Here is a 20,446-nt window from a genome sequence, read left to right as displayed (position 1 = left end):
TCCAATTCAGTTCGACCTTGATTAGCGCGGAGCACCGGCATGCTTGAGCTTCGCCATTTGCGTTCGCTGATCGCCATCGCCGATTCCGGCAAGCTGGTGGCGGCGGCCGAGCGCGTTCATCTGAGCCAGTCCGCGTTGTCGCATCAGATCCGCGATATCGAAGCGCATTACGAGGTGTCGCTATTCGAGCGCACCAAGCAGGGTTTGCGCTTCACCGCGGCCGGCGAGCGGCTGCTGGCGCTCGCCCGCGAGACGATTGCCGCGGTCAGTGCGGCCGAACGCGATCTCGTCCGCCTGAAGGGCGATACGCGCGGCGAGTTGCGCATCGTGCTGGAATGCCATACCTGTTTCGACTGGCTGATGCCGGTGATGGACGAATTCCGCCGGCGCTGGCCCGAGGTCGAAGTCGATCTGGTCGCGGGATTTCATGCGGACCCGCTGCGTTTGCTGAGCGACGGCAAGGCCGACGTGGTGATCGGTTCGAAACCGGCGATCAAGCGCAGCCTGCATATCGCGCCGCTGTTCCGCTTCGAGATTCTCGTGGTGATGGCCAACGAGCACCGCTTGCGCAACAAGCGCCGCGTGGTGTCGGACGATCTGCGCGGCGAGACGCTGATTACCTATCCGGTGCCCGAAGCGCGCATCGATCTGATCCGCGAGGTGCTGGAACCGGCGGGCATCGAGCTGGAGCGGCGCACGGCCGAGTTGACCATTGCCATCATGCAACTGGTGGCGAGCCGCCGCGGCATTGCGGCGCTGCCGAACTGGGGCGTGAAGAACTACGTCGATCACGACTACGTGCTGGCAAAACGCGTGGGCACGCAAGGCTTGTGGAGCGAGCTCTACGCGGTGGCGGCCAAGGGCTTTGCAAGCCGGCCTTACTTCGACGACTTCGTCACGATCGTGCGCGATACGTGCGCAGCGCAGTTGGACGGCATCGAGCTGCTGGCGGCGCAAGCGTGAGTCTGGGCGATCGAGCGGCCGCCCGGACTCGTTCGCGTCGCCGGCACGCTATCCACCGGACTTCAGCTGCGCCCGCAGCCTGCCTTCTAGCCGCTTGATCGGAGCTTGATCGCAGCCTGCGCGTTCGGCGGCCGTGGGCGCGGCTCATGAGTGGATGATCAGTCTTCGAGTGGCGAGAGCGCTTTGAGTGGGGCCTTTTTAGCGCCACCAATGTGGATCGCGGGGACGAAAGCCAGCAGCATCACGACAAAAATCGCGATCGCGAAGATCGACGTGAAGGTCAGGTGAAGCGACTGATGCAGCACCTGGCGGATCGCATCGCTATCGCCGAGACTCGCCGTCTGATTCTGCAGCAGTGCTTTCAACTGGTCCGAGGTGACCGCGGCGACGTTCTTCGAGTGACTGAGGCCGAAGTTGAGCACCGCGCCGAACAGCGTCGCGCCAAGCGTGCTGCCGAGATTGCGCGAAAAGAGATTCGACGCGGTGGCGCTGCCGCGCTCGTTCATCTCGACGATTTCCTGGATCATCACCAGCGAACTCACGCTCGAGGTGCCCATGCCGAAGCCGATGATGAGCGAACCGAAAGCCGCGATCAGCGGCGAGCTGCCGGGCGAGAGCATCAGCAGCAATACGGCGCCGAGCGGTATGAACGCGCTGCCGCCAATCAGAATGCGCCGCAGTCCAATGCGGTGAAAAGATTTCGCCGCGAGCGTCGCGCCGGCCGGCCAGCCGACCATCATCATCGTCAGTGCAAGACCGGCGACCACGGGCGAACGATGCAGCACGCCCTGCACGTACATCGGCAGGAAGGTGGTGGCGCCCATCAGGATCATGCCCGACAGCAGCGTCGCGCCATTGCACGCGGCAATCGGCCGGCGGCTCCACAGCGCGAAGGAGATCATCGGCTCGGCGGCGCGGCGCTCCTGCATCGCGAAGAGCAGCAGGCACAGCACGAACACGGCGCCCGCGATCGCTGCCTTCGCGATGTCGTCGTCGCCTGCGTAAGTCAGTGACGTCATCAGCGCGGCAATCGCGGCCATGAAGAGCGCTGCGCCGGCGAAATCGATCGATGGGCGCGCATGCCGCTCCGATTCGCGCAGGAACGCGATGAAGCCCGCCGCCGACGCGAGGCCGATCGGCACATTCATCCAGAAGATCCAGGCCCACGACAGGTTGTGAATGATGAAGCCGCCCACCATCGGCCCGACCACCGCCGAAATCGCCCACACGCTCGCCAGATAGCCTTGCACCTTGCCGCGTTCGCGCGCCGGATAGAGGTCGGCGACGATGGTCAGCGCGACCGGCTGGATGGCCCCGGCGCCCACGCCCTGGATCAGCCGGAACGCGATCATCGCGGGCATCGACCAGGCGAAGCCGGCGAGCACCGAGCCGAGCAGAAAGATCGCGATGCCGGCGAGCATCACGGGTTTGCGCCCGTACAGGTCGGCGAGCTTGCCGAACACCACGGTCATGGCGGTCTGGGTGAGCAGGAACGACGAAAAGACCCAGCTATACAGATGCAGATCGCCGAGTTGCGCGACGATCTGCGGCATGGCGGTGGACACGATGGTGGCTTCGATGGCGATCATCGCCATGGAAGCCATGACGGCGGCGATGACAAGATGACGCGACGATTGCGGGCTACGGGACATGGGGCGATAGTATTAGGATGTTAGGCACGTCAGGCGGCGTGACAGGCTACTGAGCCGGCAATGTGAACCGGCAGCATGGGTCGGCAAGATCGGCCCGCAACATGAGCGCCGCGACGCATCAGCGCGGCCGCGCGAATGCGGCCGATGTCGAGTATGCACCTTGCGGAGAATGTGCGCTGCGCGTGAGGCGTGTGGTGCGGTACAGCAAACGCGGCACGGCGCTTGCGCGTTCGACGCTCTCTTTCGACTGATGGAGGGAATCATGAGAATCGAATTCACCGGACGCCGTGAAGTGGTGGCGGCTGCGCGCGTGGCCTTCGAAGCCAACGTTGATGGGGCCGGCGTCTGGTGCAGTGTGTCGCTCGATGCGTTGAACGACCATTTCGGCAATGACGGCACATCGGCTCACAATCTCGTCGGCACCTTCGAGGCAAATCGCGCACAGATTGAAAATGTTACGCGGCGGGTGCTCGAAAAAAACGGTGGACGGTCCGTGGAACTCGAGACCGGCGACTTCAATTGAGGCGGTGCGGTTTCTAAACTTTGCAACGGTGCGAGGTCCGGCGCGCTTGTGCCGGACCCGCGACGCGTGCGATTCGACGCGATAGATTTTCGCCGGGAAAGCGCCTACGCTTCACAGACCACCCGAAGTAAATCCGGTTTCTCTCGCTGAAGTCATCGTCGTGCGCCAAAAGCCGGGACGAAATGCGACGCAGACCCGGTCGGCACGCCGCAAGAGCCGCGGCGAATCTTTACGCAAGTGTTAGCGAAGCGCGACGGATTCGTCTGACTTCATGTCCTCGCGCGCGTGGGGAACGTCATGAAAGCACCGTTCAGAACCATGGCCGCGATCGCGGTAACGGCTGCCGCATCGTGCGCGCCCACGCCCAAGGCGTTTGCCCAGGCCGCGGCCAGTGTAGTGGGTTCGTGGTCTCTAGTCTCGGCGACCGAGGTAAAGAGCGGCAATGAAGCGGAACTGCTTGGACCGCATCCGCAGGGGCAACTCATTTTCGGCAGTGACGGCCGCTATGTTCTGGTCGTGCTCCGCGCCGATCTGCCGAAATTCGCATCGGGCAATCGGCAGCTGGGCACGGTTGAAGAGAACGAAAAAATCATGCGGGGCAACGTCGCGCATTTCGGCACTTACACCGTCGACCTGGCCGCGCAAGCGATCGTGTTCCACATCCAGAAAAGTACCTTTCCGAACTGGGACGCCGATGTTCAACGGCGTCCGTTCACGCTGGACGGTGATCGGCTCACGTACATCACGCCCGGCGCCTTCGGATATGGATCGGCGAAAGTCGTATGGCAACGGATGAAATAGACGGCGTACAGGCGGCGCCGCCGCTTCTCGGGCGGCGGCGCCGTGCTCCTGCACCGGCTTATACCGGCTTATATCAGAAGCGTCATCTGCACGACCTTCACGATCACCAATGCGACAGCCAGAACCAGATAGCCGCGCAGCACGCCCATCCAGACACGCTTGGACAGTGTGAGGTTCGGCGGCGGCAGTTCTTCCAGCGGCGGCATGCGCCACGTATCGCGCGCGCTTGTCGGCTGAGCCTCGACCTGGCTGTCCGCCGTTTCACCGCGCAACTTGCGAAACCCGATGGTGGCGGCGTAGCCGAGCACGGCCAACAACGTCCCGCCGGCGAGCAATCTGAGAATCGTTTCGCCGCTGATGTCCGGGTACATCACCGAGGCGGTGAGAATGATGGACAGCATCACCAGCACCCAGACAACGGCGCCGGTGAACAGATTGAGCGTCTTCGAATTGACCCACGGGCCGAGCACGGCGCGGTCGTTGCACAGCAGCAGTAAAAATACGGTGGCGCTAGGCAGCAGCACACCCGCGAGCGTTTGCACCGCTTCGGTCAGCAGACCGAGCGGGCTGCCGGGGATCAGCACCAGCGCCGCCGCGGCGGCAACGATGCCGAAGTACACGAGGTAGAACCCCTTGGCATCGGACACCGGACGATGCAACGAGTGGCGAATCTTGAACACGTCGCCGATGGCGTAGGCAGTCGAGAGCGACACCGCGGCAGCACCGATGATGCACGCGTCGAGCAGGGCCACGGCAAAGAGGACCGCCGAGGTCCGGCCCGCATACTTTTCGAGGCCGCCGATGACGCCGCCGGCGTCCGTGAAATTGCCGAACTCCGGCTTGCCGGCGTACAGCGCGGCGCAGAACGAAATCATCGCCACCGCGCCGATCAGCACGAACACGATGCCGATCCACAGGTCCGCTTTCTCGTACTTCATGAAGCGCGGCGTGATGCGTTTATCGACAATGTAGCTTTGCTGGAAAAAGAGCTGCCACGGCGCGACGGTGGTGCCGACGATGCCGATGACCAGCAGCATGACGTCGCTGAGCTTCGAGTGCGCGGGCCAGTTCGGGATGAGGAAGTCGCGCGTCATCTGGCCGACCGGCGGGTGAATCGATACGAGCACCGGCACGAGCAACAGGCTCAGCAGGCACAGCACGATGGCGAAGCGTTCGAAGCGTCTGAAACTTCCTGTACTGACGGCGGCCATGGTCAGCGCGGCAGCGATGCAAACGCCGGCAATCTTGGAGAGGCCGAAGAAATCGAGCACGAAGGTGATGCCGATGAACTCGGTCACGATCGTCAGCGCATTGAGAATGAACAGGTCAACGACGCTGAACGCGCCCCAGAATTTGCCGAAGCGCTCGAAGATGAGCCGCGCGTGGCCGACGCCGGTCACGGCGCCCAGTCTCAGCACCATTTCCTGATTGACGAAGAGCACGGGGACCAGCAACAGCATGGTCCACAGCAGCGTGGTCCCGTAGTTTTGCCCGGCTTGGGTATAGGTGCCGAAGGCGCCCGCATCGTTATCGCCGACCATGACGATGAGGCCCGGCCCCAGGATGGCCAGCAGGGTTCGCAAGCGCGCCCACCAGTTGTTGCGCGGCGCCGTGTCGTGGTGAGCGATAGTGCCCAGAGCACCCCGGATGTCGCCGACGTGCGCCGAATCGAGCACGGCGCTCCGCGTGGTTGAGACTTGAGTTGGAGTAGACATTTTGCTTTCTTCTCTTAGGCTGGTTTTTGAAAGGAAAATGCGCATCTCCGGCATACGTAAGGGCGTAAGTCGTGCACCGACGGCGTCGCTTGCGTATGACGGAAGAGGGCGCGAACTTATGAAAGAAGAAGCTTGAAACGCTGCCAGACCGCGGCGATTTTGCAAGGTACAGGCGCGTGCAGGGCAAGCATGCCGTCGTAGAAGACGCGTGATTCCTGGATGTGCGGCAGTTTCGACAGGAGGAGGCCGAAAATCATGATATTTCTCCGTGCCTGGATGGCTTTATGCGTGGCTCAACGCGTGGCTTAGTGCGTCGTTTGACGCGGTTCGCGGAAAGCCGGCAGACGGAGAGGTCGTGCGCATCAGGCGCGGCGACGCAGATCTACTCGCTTTCCTCGGACAAAAGTAAAAACAGAGGTGTGCGGCATATGGGGTAACTGTCACTGTCCGGCATGGCGGCTCCTTATCGGCGTCTGTTGCGCGCGCCTGTTAGGCGCGTGCTTGTCCACGCGTCAGCCCGCGCCGCTGAATCGAAAGGGCGCGAACGAACGCCGCCGCGAGTTTGACGCTCGCGACGCGGTGCCATATGGACGCGCGTGATCGCGACGGCCATGTGGCGCTAATAATGGTGCACGGAGAGGGTAACTACGGCGCGCACCGTCTGCCTTGAGGCAAGACGGCGGCGGGATGAAGAGAGCGCGGACGTCCTGCCGGTCAGGCAGCGAAACTGTTCGAAGGTCGACTACTGCAGGTGTCCAAGGCGTTCGCCCCGTTTGTGAGGATGCGCGAATTTTAGGCGTCGCTTGAATCCAAAGTCAACACGATTCGTTAAGCAGACCACATATAACTTTTCCGTCTGCCAATCTACCTTCTGAAACGACCGATATGAAATTAAAATGAAAGGTTGTGAGCCGCCGTCAATGCCGGAACGGCCTCGCGTGTGAGGGCAGTGCCAACAGTTTTGGAGGGCGATGGGAGTCCCGCGTGGACGCATGCTCCAGTAGTGGAAGTCAGATGCCGGCCTGCGCCGGTGAAGCAACCGCGGGATAGCGACCGCAGGAACATTCCTTCGCTGCTAACTCGCTTTGGTCGGGTTGGCGCGCTTCATCATTGACTGGCTTTCTGCCGGTCTGTCAGCAGCACGCTCTCTTTGTTTGGCCGCCTGTTGCAAGCCTGCTTGCGAGGCGCAGTCACGTCGCAATTACGTTTTAGACGTCGCTCGGCTTTGCCGGGCAGGACGGGAGTGAGCTTATGTTCATCAAATCATTCACACAACTTTCCGAGCGCGGTGGCCGACGGTAGAAGTAAGCTTCAGCCAGACGAATCTATGTTCAGACAATTCGCCTGGGTTTCCGGGCGATCAACGCCAGGGAGCCGACATGTTTGCGTTACCGTGGGTTGCAATTTTCCTTGCCGTGCCGGCGACGTGGTTGTCTGCTATTCAATGGCTGAGTCTGGGGCTGCTCATCCTGGGCTATGGCGCTGCGCTGGCGAATGGGCAGCTCGGATTCCAGGCGGCGATCCCCGTCGCGTTGGTTTTCCTTGCCGCCTATGCCGTACGGCCAAACCGCAAGGCGCACGTCCGATACATCGGGCACGCGCTCTTCATCGCGCTCGCCATCGCATTAAGCATGCATTGGTTACCCGGCTTTCATAACCCGTTGGTCATCGGACCGGAGCGTTTTACGTCGGATGCCGTGCCGTTCACGATGTATCTCAACCTCGACAAGCCCCTGATCGGCTTCTGGCTGCTGTTGGTTTTGCCCTGGATTCGGCCTCGGTACGAGCTGCGTAAGTCGTTGATAGCAGGTATCGGCGGATTACTGATTGCGGCGGTGACTTGCCTGACGGGGGCCGTATTGCTCGGACTCGTCACATGGGCGCCCAAATGGCCGTCCGTCAGCGGACTTTGGCTGCTGAACAATCTACTCCTCGTGACTGTCACCGAGGAGGCCTTGTTCCGCGGCTATCTGCAGGGTGGCCTAAGCCGCCTGCTCAAGCAGCGATCCTACGCAGACGCGCTTGCCCTTTGCGCAGCAGCGGCATTGTTCGGGCTGGCGCACATAGCAGGTGGATGGCAATGGATGGTGTTGGGAGGCCTCGCAGGAATTGGGTATGGCTTGGCTTATCGCTTCGGCGGACTTCAGGCCGCGGTGCTGGCCCATTTTGGTCTGAACGTGCTGCACTTTTTCCTGTTGACGTATCCGATGCTTCAGCCGGCAGGCCAGTCCTGAATCTCCTTCAATATTCGCTGTCTTGTGTCACCTCTTCGAAAATAGTGAGCTGCGTTCGCTAAGCGACGAACCGGGAAACTTGCGGCCTTAGCGTAAGAAATCCGACGGGCGGAAGGCACGCGAACTTGCAAGAGTCCTGTGCAAATACTCAAGTTCTTCCTTGGATCGGGGAGTTGAAATGGCCAGTGCGCGTTAGCTGATCGAACGCCGGACTGTTGTTCGCGTGCAACCCGATCGTTGTGGGGTTCGACTGCGGCGCCATCGTTCGAGAATGCGGGAAGTAGCGCGTAAAGCGCGTCGTATCTCGATTGCTGCACCTTGATGAACGATTGTTCTTCAATCTATAAAGGACTGCTCCAGATGCCGGATACCCGTTTTCGGGGTCCTCGTTTTTATACTCGCGTCGCTGTTCAACACCCACTCAGCTACGCAGGAGCGTTCACGTGAATAAGATTTCCGCCGCAGTCGCGGCGTTTGCAGGACTTGCCGCTACGGTGGCGCATGCGCAAAGTTCGGTCACGCTGTATGGACTCATCGATGCCGGTGTGATGTACACCAGCAACGTCAGGAAAGGCAGCTCGCAAGGCTCGCTCGTCCAGGCGACCAGCGGCAACATCAACGGCAGCCGCTTCGGCCTGCGGGGCGGCGAAGACCTCGGTGGCGGCCTGAAGGCGCTGTTCGTGCTCGAAAACGGCTACAACGTGCAGAACGGCAAGCTCGGCCAGAACAGCCGGATGTTCGGCCGCCAGGCCTTCGTTGGCTTGAGCAATAACCAGTTCGGCACGCTGACGCTCGGACGTCAATACGATTCGCTGGTCGACTTCGTCGCGCCGTTGTCCGGCACGGCTGGCACTTTCGGCGATACCGGTTTCGCCCATCCGTTTGACAACGACAATCTGAATCATTCGGTGCGGATGAGCAATGCCGTCAAGTACACGAGCGCGAACTATGGCGGCCTGAAGTTCGGCGGCCTCTACGCGTTTTCGAACAGCACCGATTTTGCGGTCAATCGCGCGTACAGTGCGGGCGTGAGTTATAGCACTGGCGCATTGAAGATGGCGGCGGGCTATCTGCAGATCAACGGTTCGAATTCGACCGCGAACACGGGTGGGTCGGTCGATCTCGCCGAATCGACGGCGAACGGCACGGGCGGCTTCCAGCTTGGCGCCGACGTTCAGCGCACCGCGGGCGCGGCGCTGAGCTACGGCTTCGGTCCGGTGACGGCGGGGTTCGTCTACACCCATAGCCAGTTTCAGAACACGGCATCGTTCGGTGCGACGCATGGTTCGATGCACTTCGACAACTATGAAGTGAACGGCAAATACGCGGTGACGCCCGCGCTGAGCCTCGGCGCGGCCTATACGTACACGAACGCGCATGTGAACGGCACGTCGGGTTACGGCGCCGATCCGAAGTGGAATCAGGTCAATCTGCAGGCTGTGTATGCGTTGTCGTTGCGCACCGACGTGTACGCCGAAGCGATGTACCAACACGTGAGCGGCCACGGCTACGTGGCGTTCATCAATACGGCGGGCGGTGCGTCTTCGACCGGCAATCAGGTAGTCGGCACCGTGGGCTTGCGCACGCGGTTCTGATCGCGGCGCAAGCACGCATCGCCGCACACAACAGCAACACGAGCGGTTATGGCGGCAGCGCCGCGGGCTCGTCGCAAACGGGCCGGCCCGGCGTGTCTGCCGCTGACTGGAACGCGATGTACAGCCGTTGATGCCGCGCAGCTTTTGCGTGATCCGCTAGTAATGGAAAGGACTCTTCCAGCGCGACGTATATATCCGTGCGATCGACGCCGGTAAAGTACTTATGCACGCACGGCCTCGATGTGCGAGCGAGAGAGTTGGCCCCGACCGGAAACGGTCGGGGTTTTTTTATCGCAGACAAAGAACACGAATCCGCCAGTACGAATAGACCAGCATCGTCTGGGCCACGCTGTTTGGTTACGTCATGTGGGGGGAGACGATCGGCGCGATGTCGCTGCTCGGCATCGCGTTGATTGTCGGCAGCTCGATTGCCGTCGCGATGCGAGGAAAACAGGCTGAAGGCCCGCTGGTATAGGTGCCTGAGGCGCCTGGACAGGCGCGACAACGTAAACGGCGACGTGACTGGCAGCGTGCCCCGAAGCTCGCAAACCTTCGGGGCACGTTGTGCGCTTCAGTGCCCGAACGACTCGGTCTTCGCAGCCGGAGACGAGGACGCGTGCGGTCGTGCAACCTGCTTCAGCAGCAAGGCCACGCTAGCAATCACACCCGCGGCTGCGACCGTCGCGAAGATTCCGGCAAACGAGAAGTGCCGCCGCGTCAGTTCGGCGACGAGGAACGATCCCGCGATGCCGCCGAAGCGCCCGATCCCCAGCATCCACGCCACGCCCGTGCCGCGTCCCTGGGTCGGATAGAACGCGGCGGCGAGCGCCGGCATCGACGACTGCGCGGTATTCATCAGCACGCCCGCGACGAACACGATGAACACCAGCGCGCCCACGTTGCCAACCGCCTGGCCGATGAAATAGACGCTCACCGAGGTCAGCGCATAACAGGCCGCGATGATCCGATTCGCGTTGAAGCGGTCCATCAGGACGCCGCACAGCACGGCGCCCACGCCGCCGAGCGGGAACAGGGCCGAGATCAGCGTCGCGCGCTGCGGCGTGAGGCCGGCGTCCTTCAGCAGGATCGGCATCCAGTTGATCGACGCATAGAAAATCACGAGGCCCATGAAGTAGGCGACCCACAGCATCACGGAGCCGATGATGTACGAGCGCGACAGCACCACGCCGAGGCCCTTGCCGCCCGTTTGCGGCGCGGTCTCGGTCATTGTGAACGTGGCGGCTTGCGATGCTTCGGCGGCAATCCGGGCCAGCGCCGCGCGAATCCGCTCGACCGGCTGATTGTTCGCGACCATGTAGCGCACGGATTCCGGCATTTTCAGCAGTAGCACGACCATCAGCAGCAGCGGCGTAACGCCGCCGAGCAACAGCACGCTGCGCCAGCCGAAATGCGGAATCATCCACGCGGCGAGAAAGCCGCCGAACGCCGCGCCCAGAGGAAACCCGCAGAACATCAGATTGATCAACGTGGCGCGGCGGCGGTCCGGGCAGTACTCGCCCATCATCGTGACAGCGTTCGGCATGGCTGCGCCGAGACCGACGCCGGTGATGAAGCGCAGCGTCGTCAATTGCCCGATGCTGGTGGAGAAAGACGAACTGAGGCACGCCACGCCGAACAGCAGGACCGAGCCGAGCAGCATCAGGCGCCGCCCGAGCCGGTCGGACAGCGGCCCTGAGACGAGCGCGCCGCAAGCGAGGCCGAACAGCGCCGCGCTGAGCACGGGCGCGAGCGCCGGTTTGGTGATGCCCCATTCGGCGATCAGCGACGGTGCAATGAAGCCGATCGCCGCCGTGTCAAAGCCGTCCAGCAGGACGACGATGAAACACATGAAAAAAATCAGCCACTGAAACGGCGAAAAGGGGTGCTCGTTGATAAAGGTTTGAACGTTGACGGCGGCGGTGCGGTTCATGATTTGTCTCCTGACTGCGTGGAGGCCCGTTGTCACGAGCCGTCCTTCTTACTTACTCTGTGCGCCGGTTAGAAGCGGTGCACGATGCCGACGCCTGCCGCGAACTGGTTGCACGACGATGACGGCGCGCTCTGGAAGCCGTCGCCGATCGTCGCGGTGGCGGTAATGATGTGGCCCGAGCCCGCCGCGCCGAGCGTGTTGAACATCGCCGTATCGTGGAAGCTCGATCCTACTCCTGGAATGTACGGTACGTTCGAGTCGGCAGCCGACACATCCCAGCCGTTGATGGTGCGCTTCATGTGAACGATTCTCTCGTGAACCTGACCTAGACGACAGGTGGTGGCCCCGGCGTCTTATTTCTTGTCTGAGTGATGTTCGTATAAAGAACTCAGATTCAGTATGCGAACAGACGGAACTGTAAAGAGGTGGTTGTTCAATCGTCAACGCGGGATAACCCGCGGCTGACGGCGGGGAAACGCGCGGCATGCGGGTCCGGCGTTCACTGAATTGATCTACGCGGCGTCCACCTTATGGATGGCGAGCTTTAGAGAAGGGTCGTCGTTGGCGTGGAGCGTGGCGTATTCGACACGTAATTCGCCCATGGCCGTTTGATGAAGCAACTTGCGGCCGGCTTTGGCCCGGCGATAACTGTCGCGACTTGAGGTGGTTGCGCGGCTGCTCGCTGGATGAGCGTCGAGCGCCTCGCGCCACGGTCTGCTTATGCGGTGCGTGACATAACGAGTTAAAACGCGATCGCGTCAATCGAAGGCGACTTCTCGAATCCCGTTGCCGCACCGCTCGCGCGTCAGCAACTGATGGTTGCGCGGACAACGTAGTCGCTGCGTCGGGCGATCCGGTACCACGGTAAATTCAAGCTGAAGCAGACGACGCAGGAAAGGGCAGGGACGTGGTGCGCATCGTTGGCGATGCGGCTCACGTCACGTTCAGACATTGAGCGCCGCTTTGCGCGACCTTCGACGCTCCAGCCAGCTCCGCAATTGACCCGCCAAAAAAGCGCTGACGACCAGCGCAAGGTACACGGTGACGAGATTGTGACGCCACGCATCGAGTGCGAGTTGATGGGCGACCAGTTTCGGGTCGGGCGCGGGAAGGATCGCGTGCATTGCCACGACGGCACGCTTCATCCGGACAAAGCCCGCCGCGGATAGCAGCGGCAGGAATGCGAGCAGGGTAAGCAGCGCGGGCTTCGCGTCGCGCACGATCGCATAGTGGCGCAACCGGAGCCACAAGCCGAGGCAGCCGTGCAGCCAGCCCGGCGCGAGCAACGCAAGTTGCAGGCCTTGCGTGCCGCTCGTGATCAGCGATATCACGATCCGCTCGTAGTTCGGTTCGAAGCCGTAAAGCGAGCCCGCGAGGCGCGTTGCCACCGCATGGCGGATCAGCAGAAGAGGCAGGCTGAGTCCTGCCCAAAGGCGTATCCATTCGGTGAGCGGCAGCGCCCAGTGATTGCGACCGTAGATCGTGCGCAAGGCCAGCGCAAAATGCAGGAGGGCCGCACCGTACAGCAGGATCGTTCCGGGCACGCTGCGCCAGACTCGCAGAGCCAACGCAAGGCCGTGTCCCGCAAGATCGAGCGACCAGATCCCGAGTGCATGATTGACCAGGTGGAGAAACAGATAGATTAGCAGCACCACGCCCGATCCTAGCTGCAAGCGGTGCAAAACGGGTCGCACTTCAACCTCCGGTGATGTTGTCTATGCGAACGGGTCTGGTTGAAGCCCGTATGAAGCCGATATGAAGCCGATATGAAGCCGATATGAAGCCGATATGAAGCCCGTATGAAGGCCGTGTGAAGCCGATATGAAGCCCGTATGAAGGCCGTGTGAAGCCGGTATGAAGCCCGCCTGAAACCGCGACCGATAACGCTGCGGCCGAACGGCCAGGAACGGCGTGCGGTCCTTTGCGCTCGCACGGCAATCCTGGCGTAGCATTCGGCACGCCCTCCAGCGGCGCGGAACATTCAATTGGCGGCTTTGGCCGATGCCCCGCTTGCGGCCGCGTCGCGGGCCGCATTCTGTTGGGCGAGATGCGCCTGCTTCATGCGCTCCACTTGTGCGGCGAAAATCGGATTGACGTCCGGGTACGAGGTGTCGGTAACGTAGTTCAGGCCGTTTTGCTGCGCTTCGATCAGTTCCTGATAGACCTCAGCGCGCGTCTTGGCTTGAGCAAATGCAGCCGACGATGTGAAAACGGCCAGCGAAATGGCGGCTATGGCGAGCTTTTTCATTTCAGACTCCTATGAGTGTGCACGGTGTGCGACGAGTCGACGCCGCTTCATTCCTGAATATTCCCAGGGCTTGAATGAACAGCGCGGGTCCGACTGTTCATCGCCGCTTGCCCTCGGCGACGAATATCGGACGGCGCTTCGCAATGACGTACCGCATCGGCGAATCGCTGCAGCGCGGAAAGCGATCCGCATACGCTCTGGTACTCCTCGCGGCCGATCCTGCCGTCGAGGATGACGGTGATGCCCGAGGCGCGGGCCATGTCGATGATGTCCATGTCGACTACTCCTTTCGTGTTCTTCGATCTGCATGACTGGCGGCTCGGCGTGGCTATTCCCACATTCACGCCGATTGCGGGCGTGGCGGCCAGCCGGGCGGCGGGACTGAAAAAAGTGCGGCGGATCGGTTTGGGCGGGAATAAAACGGATGGCGCGGCAGTCACGCTTCATGAACCGAGTCGAGAGGCCCGCCGGATAATCCCGCGGTCTGCCTCCGAATCTTTATTGTGAGGTCAATATGTCGTCAGATCATTCATTCGATCCGTCGCGTCGCGGCGCGCTGAAATGTCTCGCGTTCGGCGGCGTGGGCACTGTGTTCATGCTGGCGGGAGGTGTTCTCACGCCGGTGGAGTTGGCCCTTGCCGTCGGCGCGAAGGAATCCTCGAAGACCGGAGGGGTTCCCCTTTTCCTGCAGATCAGCGACACGCATATCGGTTTCAACAAGGAAGCCAATCCGGATGTCGCGGGCACCCTCAAGCAGACGATCGACTTTGTCAATGCCATGCCGGTCAAACCGGCGCTGACCATCCATACGGGCGACATCACGCATCTTTCCAAGCCGGCCGAGTTCGATCTCGCGGCGCAATTGCTGTCGGGGCTGAATATCACGGAGTTGCACACCGTGCCGGGCGAACACGATGTGACGGATGGACCGGGAACCGAATACTTCAGCCGGTTCGGTCAAGCCTCGGACAATAAGGGCTATTACAGCTTCGACCACAACGGCGTGCACTTCGTCGGTCTCGTCAATGTCATGCATTTCAAGCCGAACGGTTTGGGAGGCCTGGGCGATGAACAACTTGCATGGCTCGAAAACGACCTGAAGAATCGCTCATCCAGCACGCCGATCGTCGTCTTCGCGCACATGCCGATGTGGACGATCTACGAGCCGTGGGGCTGGGGCACCGGCGATGCGGGCCAGGCAATGAGCTATCTGAAGCGCTTCGGTTCGGTGACGGTCCTGAACGGCCATATTCACCAGATCGTCACAAAGGTCGAGGGCAATATCACCTTCCATACCGCGCGCTCTACGGCCTATCCGCAGCCGACGGCCGGCAACGGGCCAGGCCCGGGACCGCTGACGGTGGCAAGCGATCAGCTTCCCAGGATGCTCGGGGTGACCAGCATCAAGATCGTGCGCCATCCACTCAAGGCGACGCTTGCCGATACGACGCTCGTTTGACTTCCGGACACTGTTCACCAGCAGGAGATAAGTTATGCAAACGACTCATATTCGCCGTGTCTTTTTTTCGCTCCTCGGGATTGGAGGGATCATGGCGGCATCGGCCGTTTTTTCTGTCGCGCGCGCCCAGGATCCCAATGCGGTAGTGATCAAGAACTTCATGTTCTCGCCGATGGCGCTCACGATCAAAGCCGGTTCGACGGTGACCTGGAAGAATCTCGATGGCGAGCCGCATACGGTTGTCAACGACGCCGGTATTTTTCGTTCCTCGGCACTCGATCAGAACGATACCTTTCAGTTCGAGTTCGATAAGCCGGGGGTCTATAAGGTTTTCTGCGGCATACATCCGAATATGAGGGAGACGATTACCGTGCAATAGGGGGCTCGGGGGCCTCGAGAGCCCCGGCGGGCGCGTTGCGCCTGGTAACACATGTAACCGATTGCGCGTTCCCAGCGGCCCACTCGCAGTGGGCCCATTTGTTGCGTGTGGGATTGCCGTGGCGCGGCACTTTCGCGTCAGCGGGGAAGGGCGGGCGGTCCAGCTTCACCGCCCCGCTCATCGCTACACGCCGTGTGGAATTTTTACTTTCCCGATCCATGAAAATTCAATTCGCGAGCTGACTTCCAGCGCGGCCGCGGATATTGTCGCCGCCCGGCGAGGGGGGTACATTCTTCAAGCGGCTTTGCATTGGCCAATTGCAAGCCGTGCGAATACAAGTCTGCTGAAACGGCGGACTTACGAGTCCGGAGAGTGTTGCTATGTCCAACAGTACCGACTTGCCTGAATCAGCTGTAAACGGCCGGGATACCGGTTTCAATCCTGACTTCGAGTCGATGCCCGCCGCACCGCCTGGGCGATTCGGACGTCTTGCGCTTTGTGTCGCGGCAGCAGGTGCGCTGGCTATCGGCGTAGTCGGTACGGTTGCTTACGGCGTCTGGTTCAACCACGATCAGAGGACCTACGCCGAGGCAATGACGGGCGCGCGCGAGGCGCTGGGCATTATCGCTTCGACGGCAGCGGCGAAAGCGGCAGCACCGGCGATATCGGCGGCATCGGTAAAACCGGCGGCATCGACCGAACCGGCGGCATCAGCGAAAGCGACAGCATCGACGAAACCGGCTGCATCGGAGATAACGGCGGCATTGGTAAAACCGGCGGTATCGACAGAACCGGCGGCATCAGCGAAAGCGACAGCATCGACGAAACCGGCTGCATCGGAGATAACGGCGGCATTGGTAAAACCGGCGGTATCGACAGAACCGGCGGCATCAGCGAAACCGGCAACACCGTCAGAATCGACAGAATCGTCAGCTTCGGCAACAGAAGACGAACCTCCCACTGAAAATGCGTACTTTGCCGGCCAGGTAACACGATCCTCGTCGCTGCCTTCCCGGGAAACTGCCGTTGCCGCCGTGGACCCCGCCGCATCTTCGTCGTCCGTCCGACCCGCTCGCCGCACAGCCGCTTCGCCAGATCCTGCTGCGCCGCAGCTGGCCGATACGCGCCCTGGCCGGGAAGCCCGAGCCGCGCCACAGGACCGCCGTACTCAAGTGGTGAACCGGAAAGCCAAGAAGAGCCTCTTTGCCCGTCTGGGTCTGTTTTTTCGTCGCGTGACTTACCGGCAGCATGGCACGGGAAACAAGCAAGACACCTATTCCCATCCTTGAGCGGTTTCGTTCGCGGCGCGCCCTCGCTTCGCGCTTCAGGCTGGGCCCGGCTCCGCTTGCCGGCGCCGCGTTGCTTTGTCTGTTGATTAGCGTCCTGTATCTTGCCCTGCAAATCAGGACGATTTTTTCGGACCAGTTGCGCCAGGAATATATCGCGCTCGTCCTCGAAGCGGTCGAACGTGCGGAAAGTGCCCGCAACATGGTCGGCGTCTGGCAACGGCTGCCCGAAGGTAGCGACGCCCGATCGGATGGCTACCGGCATGCGCGCCAGGAACTCGCAGGACGCCTCGCGTCACTCGCGGCGGTGGTCAATGCAAGTCCGTCCGGGGCGCCGCAAGTTCCGCCGTCCGCGCTGTCTCCTGACTCGGATCCCGGCAGTACGGACGCATTGCTCGGCTCGGTATCGGCATATTGGCATGCACAGCGAGACATCGTCAGCGCCGACGTGCGTGTGCGGATTTCCCACGTCGCCAACACATTGATCGCTTTGGGGGCGCTGCTGTTCGGCATGCTATTCACTGCGCTGGCAATGTACGCAAAGCGCACTCGTCAACTCGCAGGCCGGTCGCATAAGTTCGAACACGCGGCGTTGCACGACGCGATGACCGGGCTGCCGAACAGACGGAAATTCTTTGCCATGCTCGAGGAGGCCGCGGCAAGCCCGTCCGCCGACTCGGTGCTCCATAGAATCGCGGTCCTTTATATCGACCTGGACGGCTTCAAGCGAGTCAACGATTCCCTCGGCCATCGACTCGGCGATGAATTCCTGATCGCGGTTTCCAGACGTTTTCGCGATTCGGTTCGTCAAGGTGACGTGGTTGCCCGAATCGGCGGCGACGAGTTCGCGGTGCTGATTGGGAGTTTCTCGACGGACGCAGAACTGGGCGAAATTGCCCAGCGTCTTATCGGTTGTGTGAGCCAGACTGACGAACTGATGGGAACCGGGCTGGTTCGTGCCAGCATCGGCATCGCCATTTTTCCCGATCCCATCGAGGACTATCGCCGCCTCGTCGCCGCAGCCGACGAAACGATGTATCAGGTCAAGCGCAACGGCAAGAATGGCTATGCGTTCGCGGTGCGCGCGAACTGAGCGGGATTCGATCCCCGCGTATTTTCCGATCCCGGCTTGACGGATGCGCCCGGACGCCTCTTCGCAGCTCGATTGCCTTACTGGCGGGAAATTACAAATTAATTATTGACAATGATTCTCAAATAGCAATAATTCTCATTTAGAAAATTGAGATAGCCCGGATTCGCTGCCGATGCCTGACATTCAAGCGCCGGGTGGTGCGGTAGGCGCGCGCTTTTACGTGCCGCACCGTTGCGCCGATGCCGCCCGGATGCATAGGGCACACGACGCGTCGTATTACGCAGAGGTCATCGCCCGGCGGGCAGTGACGATTTTTACAAAAAATCAAAACGGAAGTAGAACAATGAAGCTGCTCAGTAGTGCGAACAGGTTTCGGGGACGAGCGAGTGTCGTGCGGAATAGGCCGGTGCGCCATCAGGACAGGATGATTTTGGCGTGTGCGCTGGCATTCGCGTCGTGGCACGTCCATGCGCAGGAGAGCGCCGGCGCAAATGCGGCTGCTTCAACGGGCAACAGCGGTGCAAGTGCGGCGAACGCGGTCGAGTCGACGGATGCGGCGGCCGCCGGTGGAGTGGCGCTCGATACGATTTCCGTGCAGGGCAGCCGCCCGTCGCTGTACGCGGTACCCGACGTCAACGTCGGCGCGCTCGGCGCAAAGGACCCGAAGGACCTGCCGATGTCGGTGACGTCTTACTCGAGCGAACTGATCGAAGCGCAGCGCGCCCGCACACTGATGGACGTGCTGAAGAACGACCCGTCGGTGCAGAACACCGCGGTCGGTGGCGCGATGGATAACATCAGCATCCGCGGCTTTCCGGTCGACTGGACCAACACAATGCGGCGTGACGGCATGCCGGTCGCACCGTACTACGACCTGCCGCTCGAAAACGTCGAGCGCGTCGATGTGCTGAAGGGCCCGTCGGGATTCCTGTACGGCGTGAACTCGCCGGGCGGCACGGTCAACTACGTGCTCAAGCGCCCGACTCTCGACCGCTTCACTACCGTCACCAGCGAAGTGCGCAGCTATGACGGCTACTACGGCGCCGTCGATACGGGCGGCCCGATCGGTGACGGCCAGTTCGGCTACCGTTTCAACGCGGCGGGCGAGAAGGTCGGCAACTTCAGCCATTCGGGCGACCTGCGCCGCACGTTCGTGAGCGGTGCGCTCGACTGGGCGATCTCGCCACGCGCGCTGCTGCGCTTGAATTTCGACTACCAGAACAAACGCCTCGCCGCGCAGCCGGTGATCGGCACGCAGCCGGACGGATCGCTGCCGCCGCAGTTCGACCCGCGCACGCTGCTTGGGCAGCCGTGGCTGCAGTATCGGACTAACACGTTCAATGTCGGCGGACAGTTCGACTTCAAGCTGACCGACAACTGGACCTTCACGACGCAGATCGCCCAGTCTTACAACAATCGCGACGCGGCGTTTCCCGACGTGTATTCGGTGGCGGCGAACGGCGACATTCTTAGCGGCGACATCTATCTGTCGCCGAACCAGAGCTTCCGCGTGCTGTCGACGAACACGTTCGTGACCGGCAAGTTCAACACGGGAGCGCTCGCACACCAGCTCGTAACCGGCGTGTCGACGCGCAACTACGATTCGCAACAAGGCGGCTTCGGCGTGATGCCGATCACCGTTGGCAATATCTTCAACCCGGTCTATTCGCCGGCGCAGACCACAACGTTTCCCGGCAAGACGGTCACGAAGAATTTCCAGCCGAGCGTGTTCATCAGCGACCTGATCGACATCGGTTCGCACTGGAGCGTGATGCTCGGTTTGCGCCACGTGCGCTACCGCGACGACTCGTATGCGCCGTCGGGTGCTGGCACGCACTACGCGACGAGCGTCAACGTGCCGTCGGCCGGGTTGATCTTCAAGCCGCTGCCGTCACTGTCGACCTACGTCAGCTATGCCGAAGGTTTCGAGCAGGGTGGCGTCGCACCCTACAACACGCTCAATGCGGGCCAGAACCTCGCCCCGGTGAAGAGCAAGCAGTACGAGGCGGGCATGAAGGCCGATGTCGGCAGCGACCTGGCCGTTAATGCAGCAGTGTTCCGCATCGAGAAGACGCTGCAGTACGTGAACGCAGCGAACTATTACGTGCAAGCGGGTACACAGCGCCATACGGGCGCCGAGCTGACCGCGAACGGTCGCCTGACGCGCGATCTGTCGATCGTCGCGGGCGCGGCATACCTGCATACCGTGCAGGACGATACGGGCGACCCGGCGACGAACGGCAAACGCGCGGCGAACGTCCCGACGTTCCAGGCGAGTGCGTTCCTCGACTACCGGATCGCGGCCTTACGCGGGCTCAACGTCGACGCGGGCGTCTATTACGTCGGCAGCCGGCCGCTCGATGCGGCGAACACCGTGTCGCTGCCGGGCTACGTACGCTTTGACGCAGGCGCGCGCTATCAGACGCGCATCGGCGGTCACACGACGATCTTCCGCGCCGGCGTGCAGAACCTGACCGACAAGCGCTACTGGGCCGCGGCGAATTACAACGCCGTGTGGCCGGGCCAGCCGCGCACGTTCTTCCTGTCCGTGCAGGCCGACATCTAACA

18 protein-coding genes and 2 pseudogenes are annotated in these 20,446 nt (G+C 61.7%); 11 read left to right on the top strand and 9 right to left on the bottom strand.

Translation table 11 applies throughout. The annotated features are described in order from the left end of the window. Positions 1-39 precede the first annotated feature (39 nt). Positions 40-963 carry a LysR family transcriptional regulator gene (locus DLM46_RS07215; RefSeq protein WP_115100082.1) on the top strand — a complete coding sequence of 308 codons (924 nt, stop codon included), beginning with the start codon at positions 40-42 and terminating at the stop codon, positions 961-963. A 158-nt stretch (positions 964-1,121) separates the two neighbouring features. Here the strand turns inward: DLM46_RS07215 and DLM46_RS07210 are convergent, their stop codons facing one another. Then, positions 1,122-2,615, bottom strand: a complete 1,494-nt coding sequence (locus DLM46_RS07210) for an MDR family MFS transporter (protein WP_115100081.1) — start codon at positions 2,613-2,615, stop codon at positions 1,122-1,124. Positions 2,616-2,877: 262 nt separating this feature from the next. Here DLM46_RS07210 and DLM46_RS07205 point away from each other — a divergent pair, with 262 nt between their 5' ends. Both DLM46_RS07205 and DLM46_RS07200 read left to right on the top strand, forming a co-directional pair. After that, entirely contained in the window at positions 2,878-3,138 is a 261-nt protein-coding gene (locus tag DLM46_RS07205; RefSeq protein ID WP_115100312.1) for a DUF1488 family protein, read from the top strand. Between the two features lie 297 nt (positions 3,139-3,435). Beyond that, positions 3,436-3,939: a lipocalin-like domain-containing protein gene (locus DLM46_RS07200; protein WP_115100080.1), complete on the top strand. Its 504-nt coding sequence runs from the start codon at positions 3,436-3,438 to the stop codon at positions 3,937-3,939. 68 nt (positions 3,940-4,007) lie between these two features. Here DLM46_RS07200 and DLM46_RS07195 read toward each other — a convergent pair whose 3' ends face one another. Both DLM46_RS07195 and DLM46_RS39310 read right to left on the bottom strand, forming a co-directional pair. Further along, entirely contained in the window at positions 4,008-5,654 is a 1,647-nt protein-coding gene (locus DLM46_RS07195) for an NRAMP family divalent metal transporter (protein ID WP_115100079.1), read from the bottom strand. A gap of 116 nt (positions 5,655-5,770) precedes the next feature. Beyond that, a complete protein-coding gene (locus tag DLM46_RS39310; RefSeq protein ID WP_165847919.1) occupies positions 5,771-5,911 on the bottom strand; it encodes a hypothetical protein in 141 nt (46 codons plus the stop codon). A 1,122-nt stretch (positions 5,912-7,033) separates the two neighbouring features. On the opposite strand from DLM46_RS39310, the gene DLM46_RS07190 reads away from it, so the two are divergent. From DLM46_RS07190 to DLM46_RS07180, 3 genes and pseudogenes are all read left to right on the top strand, one after another. Continuing rightward, positions 7,034-7,888, top strand: a complete 855-nt coding sequence (locus tag DLM46_RS07190) for a CPBP family intramembrane glutamic endopeptidase (protein ID WP_115100078.1) — start codon at positions 7,034-7,036, stop codon at positions 7,886-7,888. Positions 7,889-8,331: 443 nt separating this feature from the next. Beyond that, positions 8,332-9,483 (top strand): porin, encoded by a 1,152-nt coding sequence (locus DLM46_RS07185; RefSeq protein WP_115100077.1) that lies wholly within the window; start codon positions 8,332-8,334, stop codon positions 9,481-9,483. A 328-nt stretch (positions 9,484-9,811) separates the two neighbouring features. After that, a pseudogene (locus DLM46_RS07180) lies at positions 9,812-9,958 on the top strand (EamA/RhaT family transporter); the annotation flags it as partial. 96 nt (positions 9,959-10,054) lie between these two features. Here DLM46_RS07180 and DLM46_RS07175 read toward each other — a convergent pair. From DLM46_RS07175 to DLM46_RS07155, 5 genes and pseudogenes are all read right to left on the bottom strand, one after another. Beyond that, the gene (locus DLM46_RS07175; RefSeq protein ID WP_115100076.1) at positions 10,055-11,413 is read right to left on the bottom strand and encodes an MFS transporter; all 1,359 of its coding nucleotides are present in this window, start codon (positions 11,411-11,413) and stop codon (positions 10,055-10,057) included. Between the two features lie 68 nt (positions 11,414-11,481). Continuing rightward, positions 11,482-11,697, bottom strand: a pseudogene (locus DLM46_RS07170) (hypothetical protein); the annotation flags it as partial. Between the two features lie 660 nt (positions 11,698-12,357). Then, the gene (locus DLM46_RS07165; RefSeq protein WP_115100075.1) at positions 12,358-13,107 is read right to left on the bottom strand and encodes a hypothetical protein; all 750 of its coding nucleotides are present in this window, start codon (positions 13,105-13,107) and stop codon (positions 12,358-12,360) included. Positions 13,108-13,394: 287 nt separating this feature from the next. After that, positions 13,395-13,661, bottom strand: coding sequence for a DUF4148 domain-containing protein (locus tag DLM46_RS07160; RefSeq protein WP_115100074.1), 267 nt, complete (start codon positions 13,659-13,661; stop codon positions 13,395-13,397). 47 nt (positions 13,662-13,708) lie between these two features. Then, positions 13,709-13,936 (bottom strand): hypothetical protein, encoded by a 228-nt coding sequence (locus DLM46_RS07155; RefSeq protein WP_115100073.1) that lies wholly within the window; start codon positions 13,934-13,936, stop codon positions 13,709-13,711. On the opposite strand from DLM46_RS07155, the gene DLM46_RS38950 reads away from it, so the two are divergent. Genes DLM46_RS38950 through DLM46_RS07145 form a run of 3 tightly spaced genes read left to right on the top strand, consistent with a single transcriptional unit; the run spans position 13,920 to position 15,499 of the window. Beyond that, positions 13,920-14,168 carry a hypothetical protein gene (locus DLM46_RS38950; RefSeq protein ID WP_133300303.1) on the top strand — a complete coding sequence of 83 codons (249 nt, stop codon included), beginning with the start codon at positions 13,920-13,922 and terminating at the stop codon, positions 14,166-14,168. The two genes, DLM46_RS07155 and DLM46_RS38950, sit on opposite strands and share 17 nt — an antisense overlap. Before the next feature lie 7 nt (positions 14,169-14,175). Next, positions 14,176-15,120: a metallophosphoesterase family protein gene (locus DLM46_RS07150; protein ID WP_115100072.1), complete on the top strand. Its 945-nt coding sequence runs from the start codon at positions 14,176-14,178 to the stop codon at positions 15,118-15,120. Positions 15,121-15,154: 34 nt separating this feature from the next. Next, complete coding sequence (locus DLM46_RS07145; protein ID WP_115100071.1) at positions 15,155-15,499, top strand: cupredoxin domain-containing protein; 345 nt, start codon at positions 15,155-15,157, stop codon at positions 15,497-15,499. 580 nt (positions 15,500-16,079) lie between these two features. Here DLM46_RS07145 and DLM46_RS39815 read toward each other — a convergent pair. Next, positions 16,080-16,460, bottom strand: a complete 381-nt coding sequence (locus tag DLM46_RS39815; protein ID WP_115100070.1) for a hypothetical protein — start codon at positions 16,458-16,460, stop codon at positions 16,080-16,082. A 287-nt stretch (positions 16,461-16,747) separates the two neighbouring features. Between DLM46_RS39815 and DLM46_RS07135 the strand changes: the two genes are divergently transcribed. Together DLM46_RS07135 and DLM46_RS07130 are read left to right on the top strand one after the other, a co-directional pair. Continuing rightward, on the top strand, positions 16,748-17,878 hold the full coding sequence (locus DLM46_RS07135) for a GGDEF domain-containing protein (RefSeq protein WP_115100069.1): 1,131 nt from the start codon (positions 16,748-16,750) through the stop codon (positions 17,876-17,878). Between the two features lie 424 nt (positions 17,879-18,302). Then, positions 18,303-20,444, top strand: coding sequence for a TonB-dependent siderophore receptor (locus tag DLM46_RS07130; protein WP_244305908.1), 2,142 nt, complete (start codon positions 18,303-18,305; stop codon positions 20,442-20,444). Positions 20,445-20,446 lie beyond the last annotated feature (2 nt).

It is taken from the genome of Paraburkholderia lacunae, from assembly GCF_003353175.1.
Taxonomy (GTDB): domain Bacteria; phylum Pseudomonadota; class Gammaproteobacteria; order Burkholderiales; family Burkholderiaceae; genus Paraburkholderia; species Paraburkholderia lacunae.
The sequence above is the reverse complement of the archived record's forward strand: the minus strand, read 5'-3'. Positions and strand labels throughout refer to the sequence as shown.

What these genes read in the sequence shown, in the direction of transcription:
- DLM46_RS07215 (WP_115100082.1), top strand. Translation starts at nt 40, where the DNA reads ATGCTTGAGCTTCGCCATTTGCGTTCGCTGATCGCCATCGCCGATTCC.
- DLM46_RS07210 (WP_115100081.1), bottom strand. Translation starts at nt 2,615, where the DNA reads ATGTCCCGTAGCCCGCAATCGTCGCGTCATCTTGTCATCGCCGCCGTC.
- DLM46_RS07205 (WP_115100312.1), top strand. Translation starts at nt 2,878, where the DNA reads ATGAGAATCGAATTCACCGGACGCCGTGAAGTGGTGGCGGCTGCGCGC.
- DLM46_RS07200 (WP_115100080.1), top strand. Translation starts at nt 3,436, where the DNA reads ATGAAAGCACCGTTCAGAACCATGGCCGCGATCGCGGTAACGGCTGCC.
- DLM46_RS07195 (WP_115100079.1), bottom strand. Translation starts at nt 5,654, where the DNA reads ATGTCTACTCCAACTCAAGTCTCAACCACGCGGAGCGCCGTGCTCGAT.
- DLM46_RS39310 (WP_165847919.1), bottom strand. Translation starts at nt 5,911, where the DNA reads ATGATTTTCGGCCTCCTCCTGTCGAAACTGCCGCACATCCAGGAATCA.
- DLM46_RS07190 (WP_115100078.1), top strand. Translation starts at nt 7,034, where the DNA reads ATGTTTGCGTTACCGTGGGTTGCAATTTTCCTTGCCGTGCCGGCGACG.
- DLM46_RS07175 (WP_115100076.1), bottom strand. Translation starts at nt 11,413, where the DNA reads ATGAACCGCACCGCCGCCGTCAACGTTCAAACCTTTATCAACGAGCAC.
- DLM46_RS07160 (WP_115100074.1), bottom strand. Translation starts at nt 13,661, where the DNA reads ATGAAAAAGCTCGCCATAGCCGCCATTTCGCTGGCCGTTTTCACATCG.
- DLM46_RS38950 (WP_133300303.1), top strand. Translation starts at nt 13,920, where the DNA reads ATGTCGATGATGTCCATGTCGACTACTCCTTTCGTGTTCTTCGATCTG.
- DLM46_RS07155 (WP_115100073.1), bottom strand. Translation starts at nt 13,936, where the DNA reads ATGGACATCATCGACATGGCCCGCGCCTCGGGCATCACCGTCATCCTC.
- DLM46_RS07150 (WP_115100072.1), top strand. Translation starts at nt 14,176, where the DNA reads ATGTCGTCAGATCATTCATTCGATCCGTCGCGTCGCGGCGCGCTGAAA.
- DLM46_RS07145 (WP_115100071.1), top strand. Translation starts at nt 15,155, where the DNA reads ATGCAAACGACTCATATTCGCCGTGTCTTTTTTTCGCTCCTCGGGATT.
- DLM46_RS07135 (WP_115100069.1), top strand. Translation starts at nt 16,748, where the DNA reads ATGGCACGGGAAACAAGCAAGACACCTATTCCCATCCTTGAGCGGTTT.
- DLM46_RS07130 (WP_244305908.1), top strand. Translation starts at nt 18,303, where the DNA reads ATGATTTTGGCGTGTGCGCTGGCATTCGCGTCGTGGCACGTCCATGCG.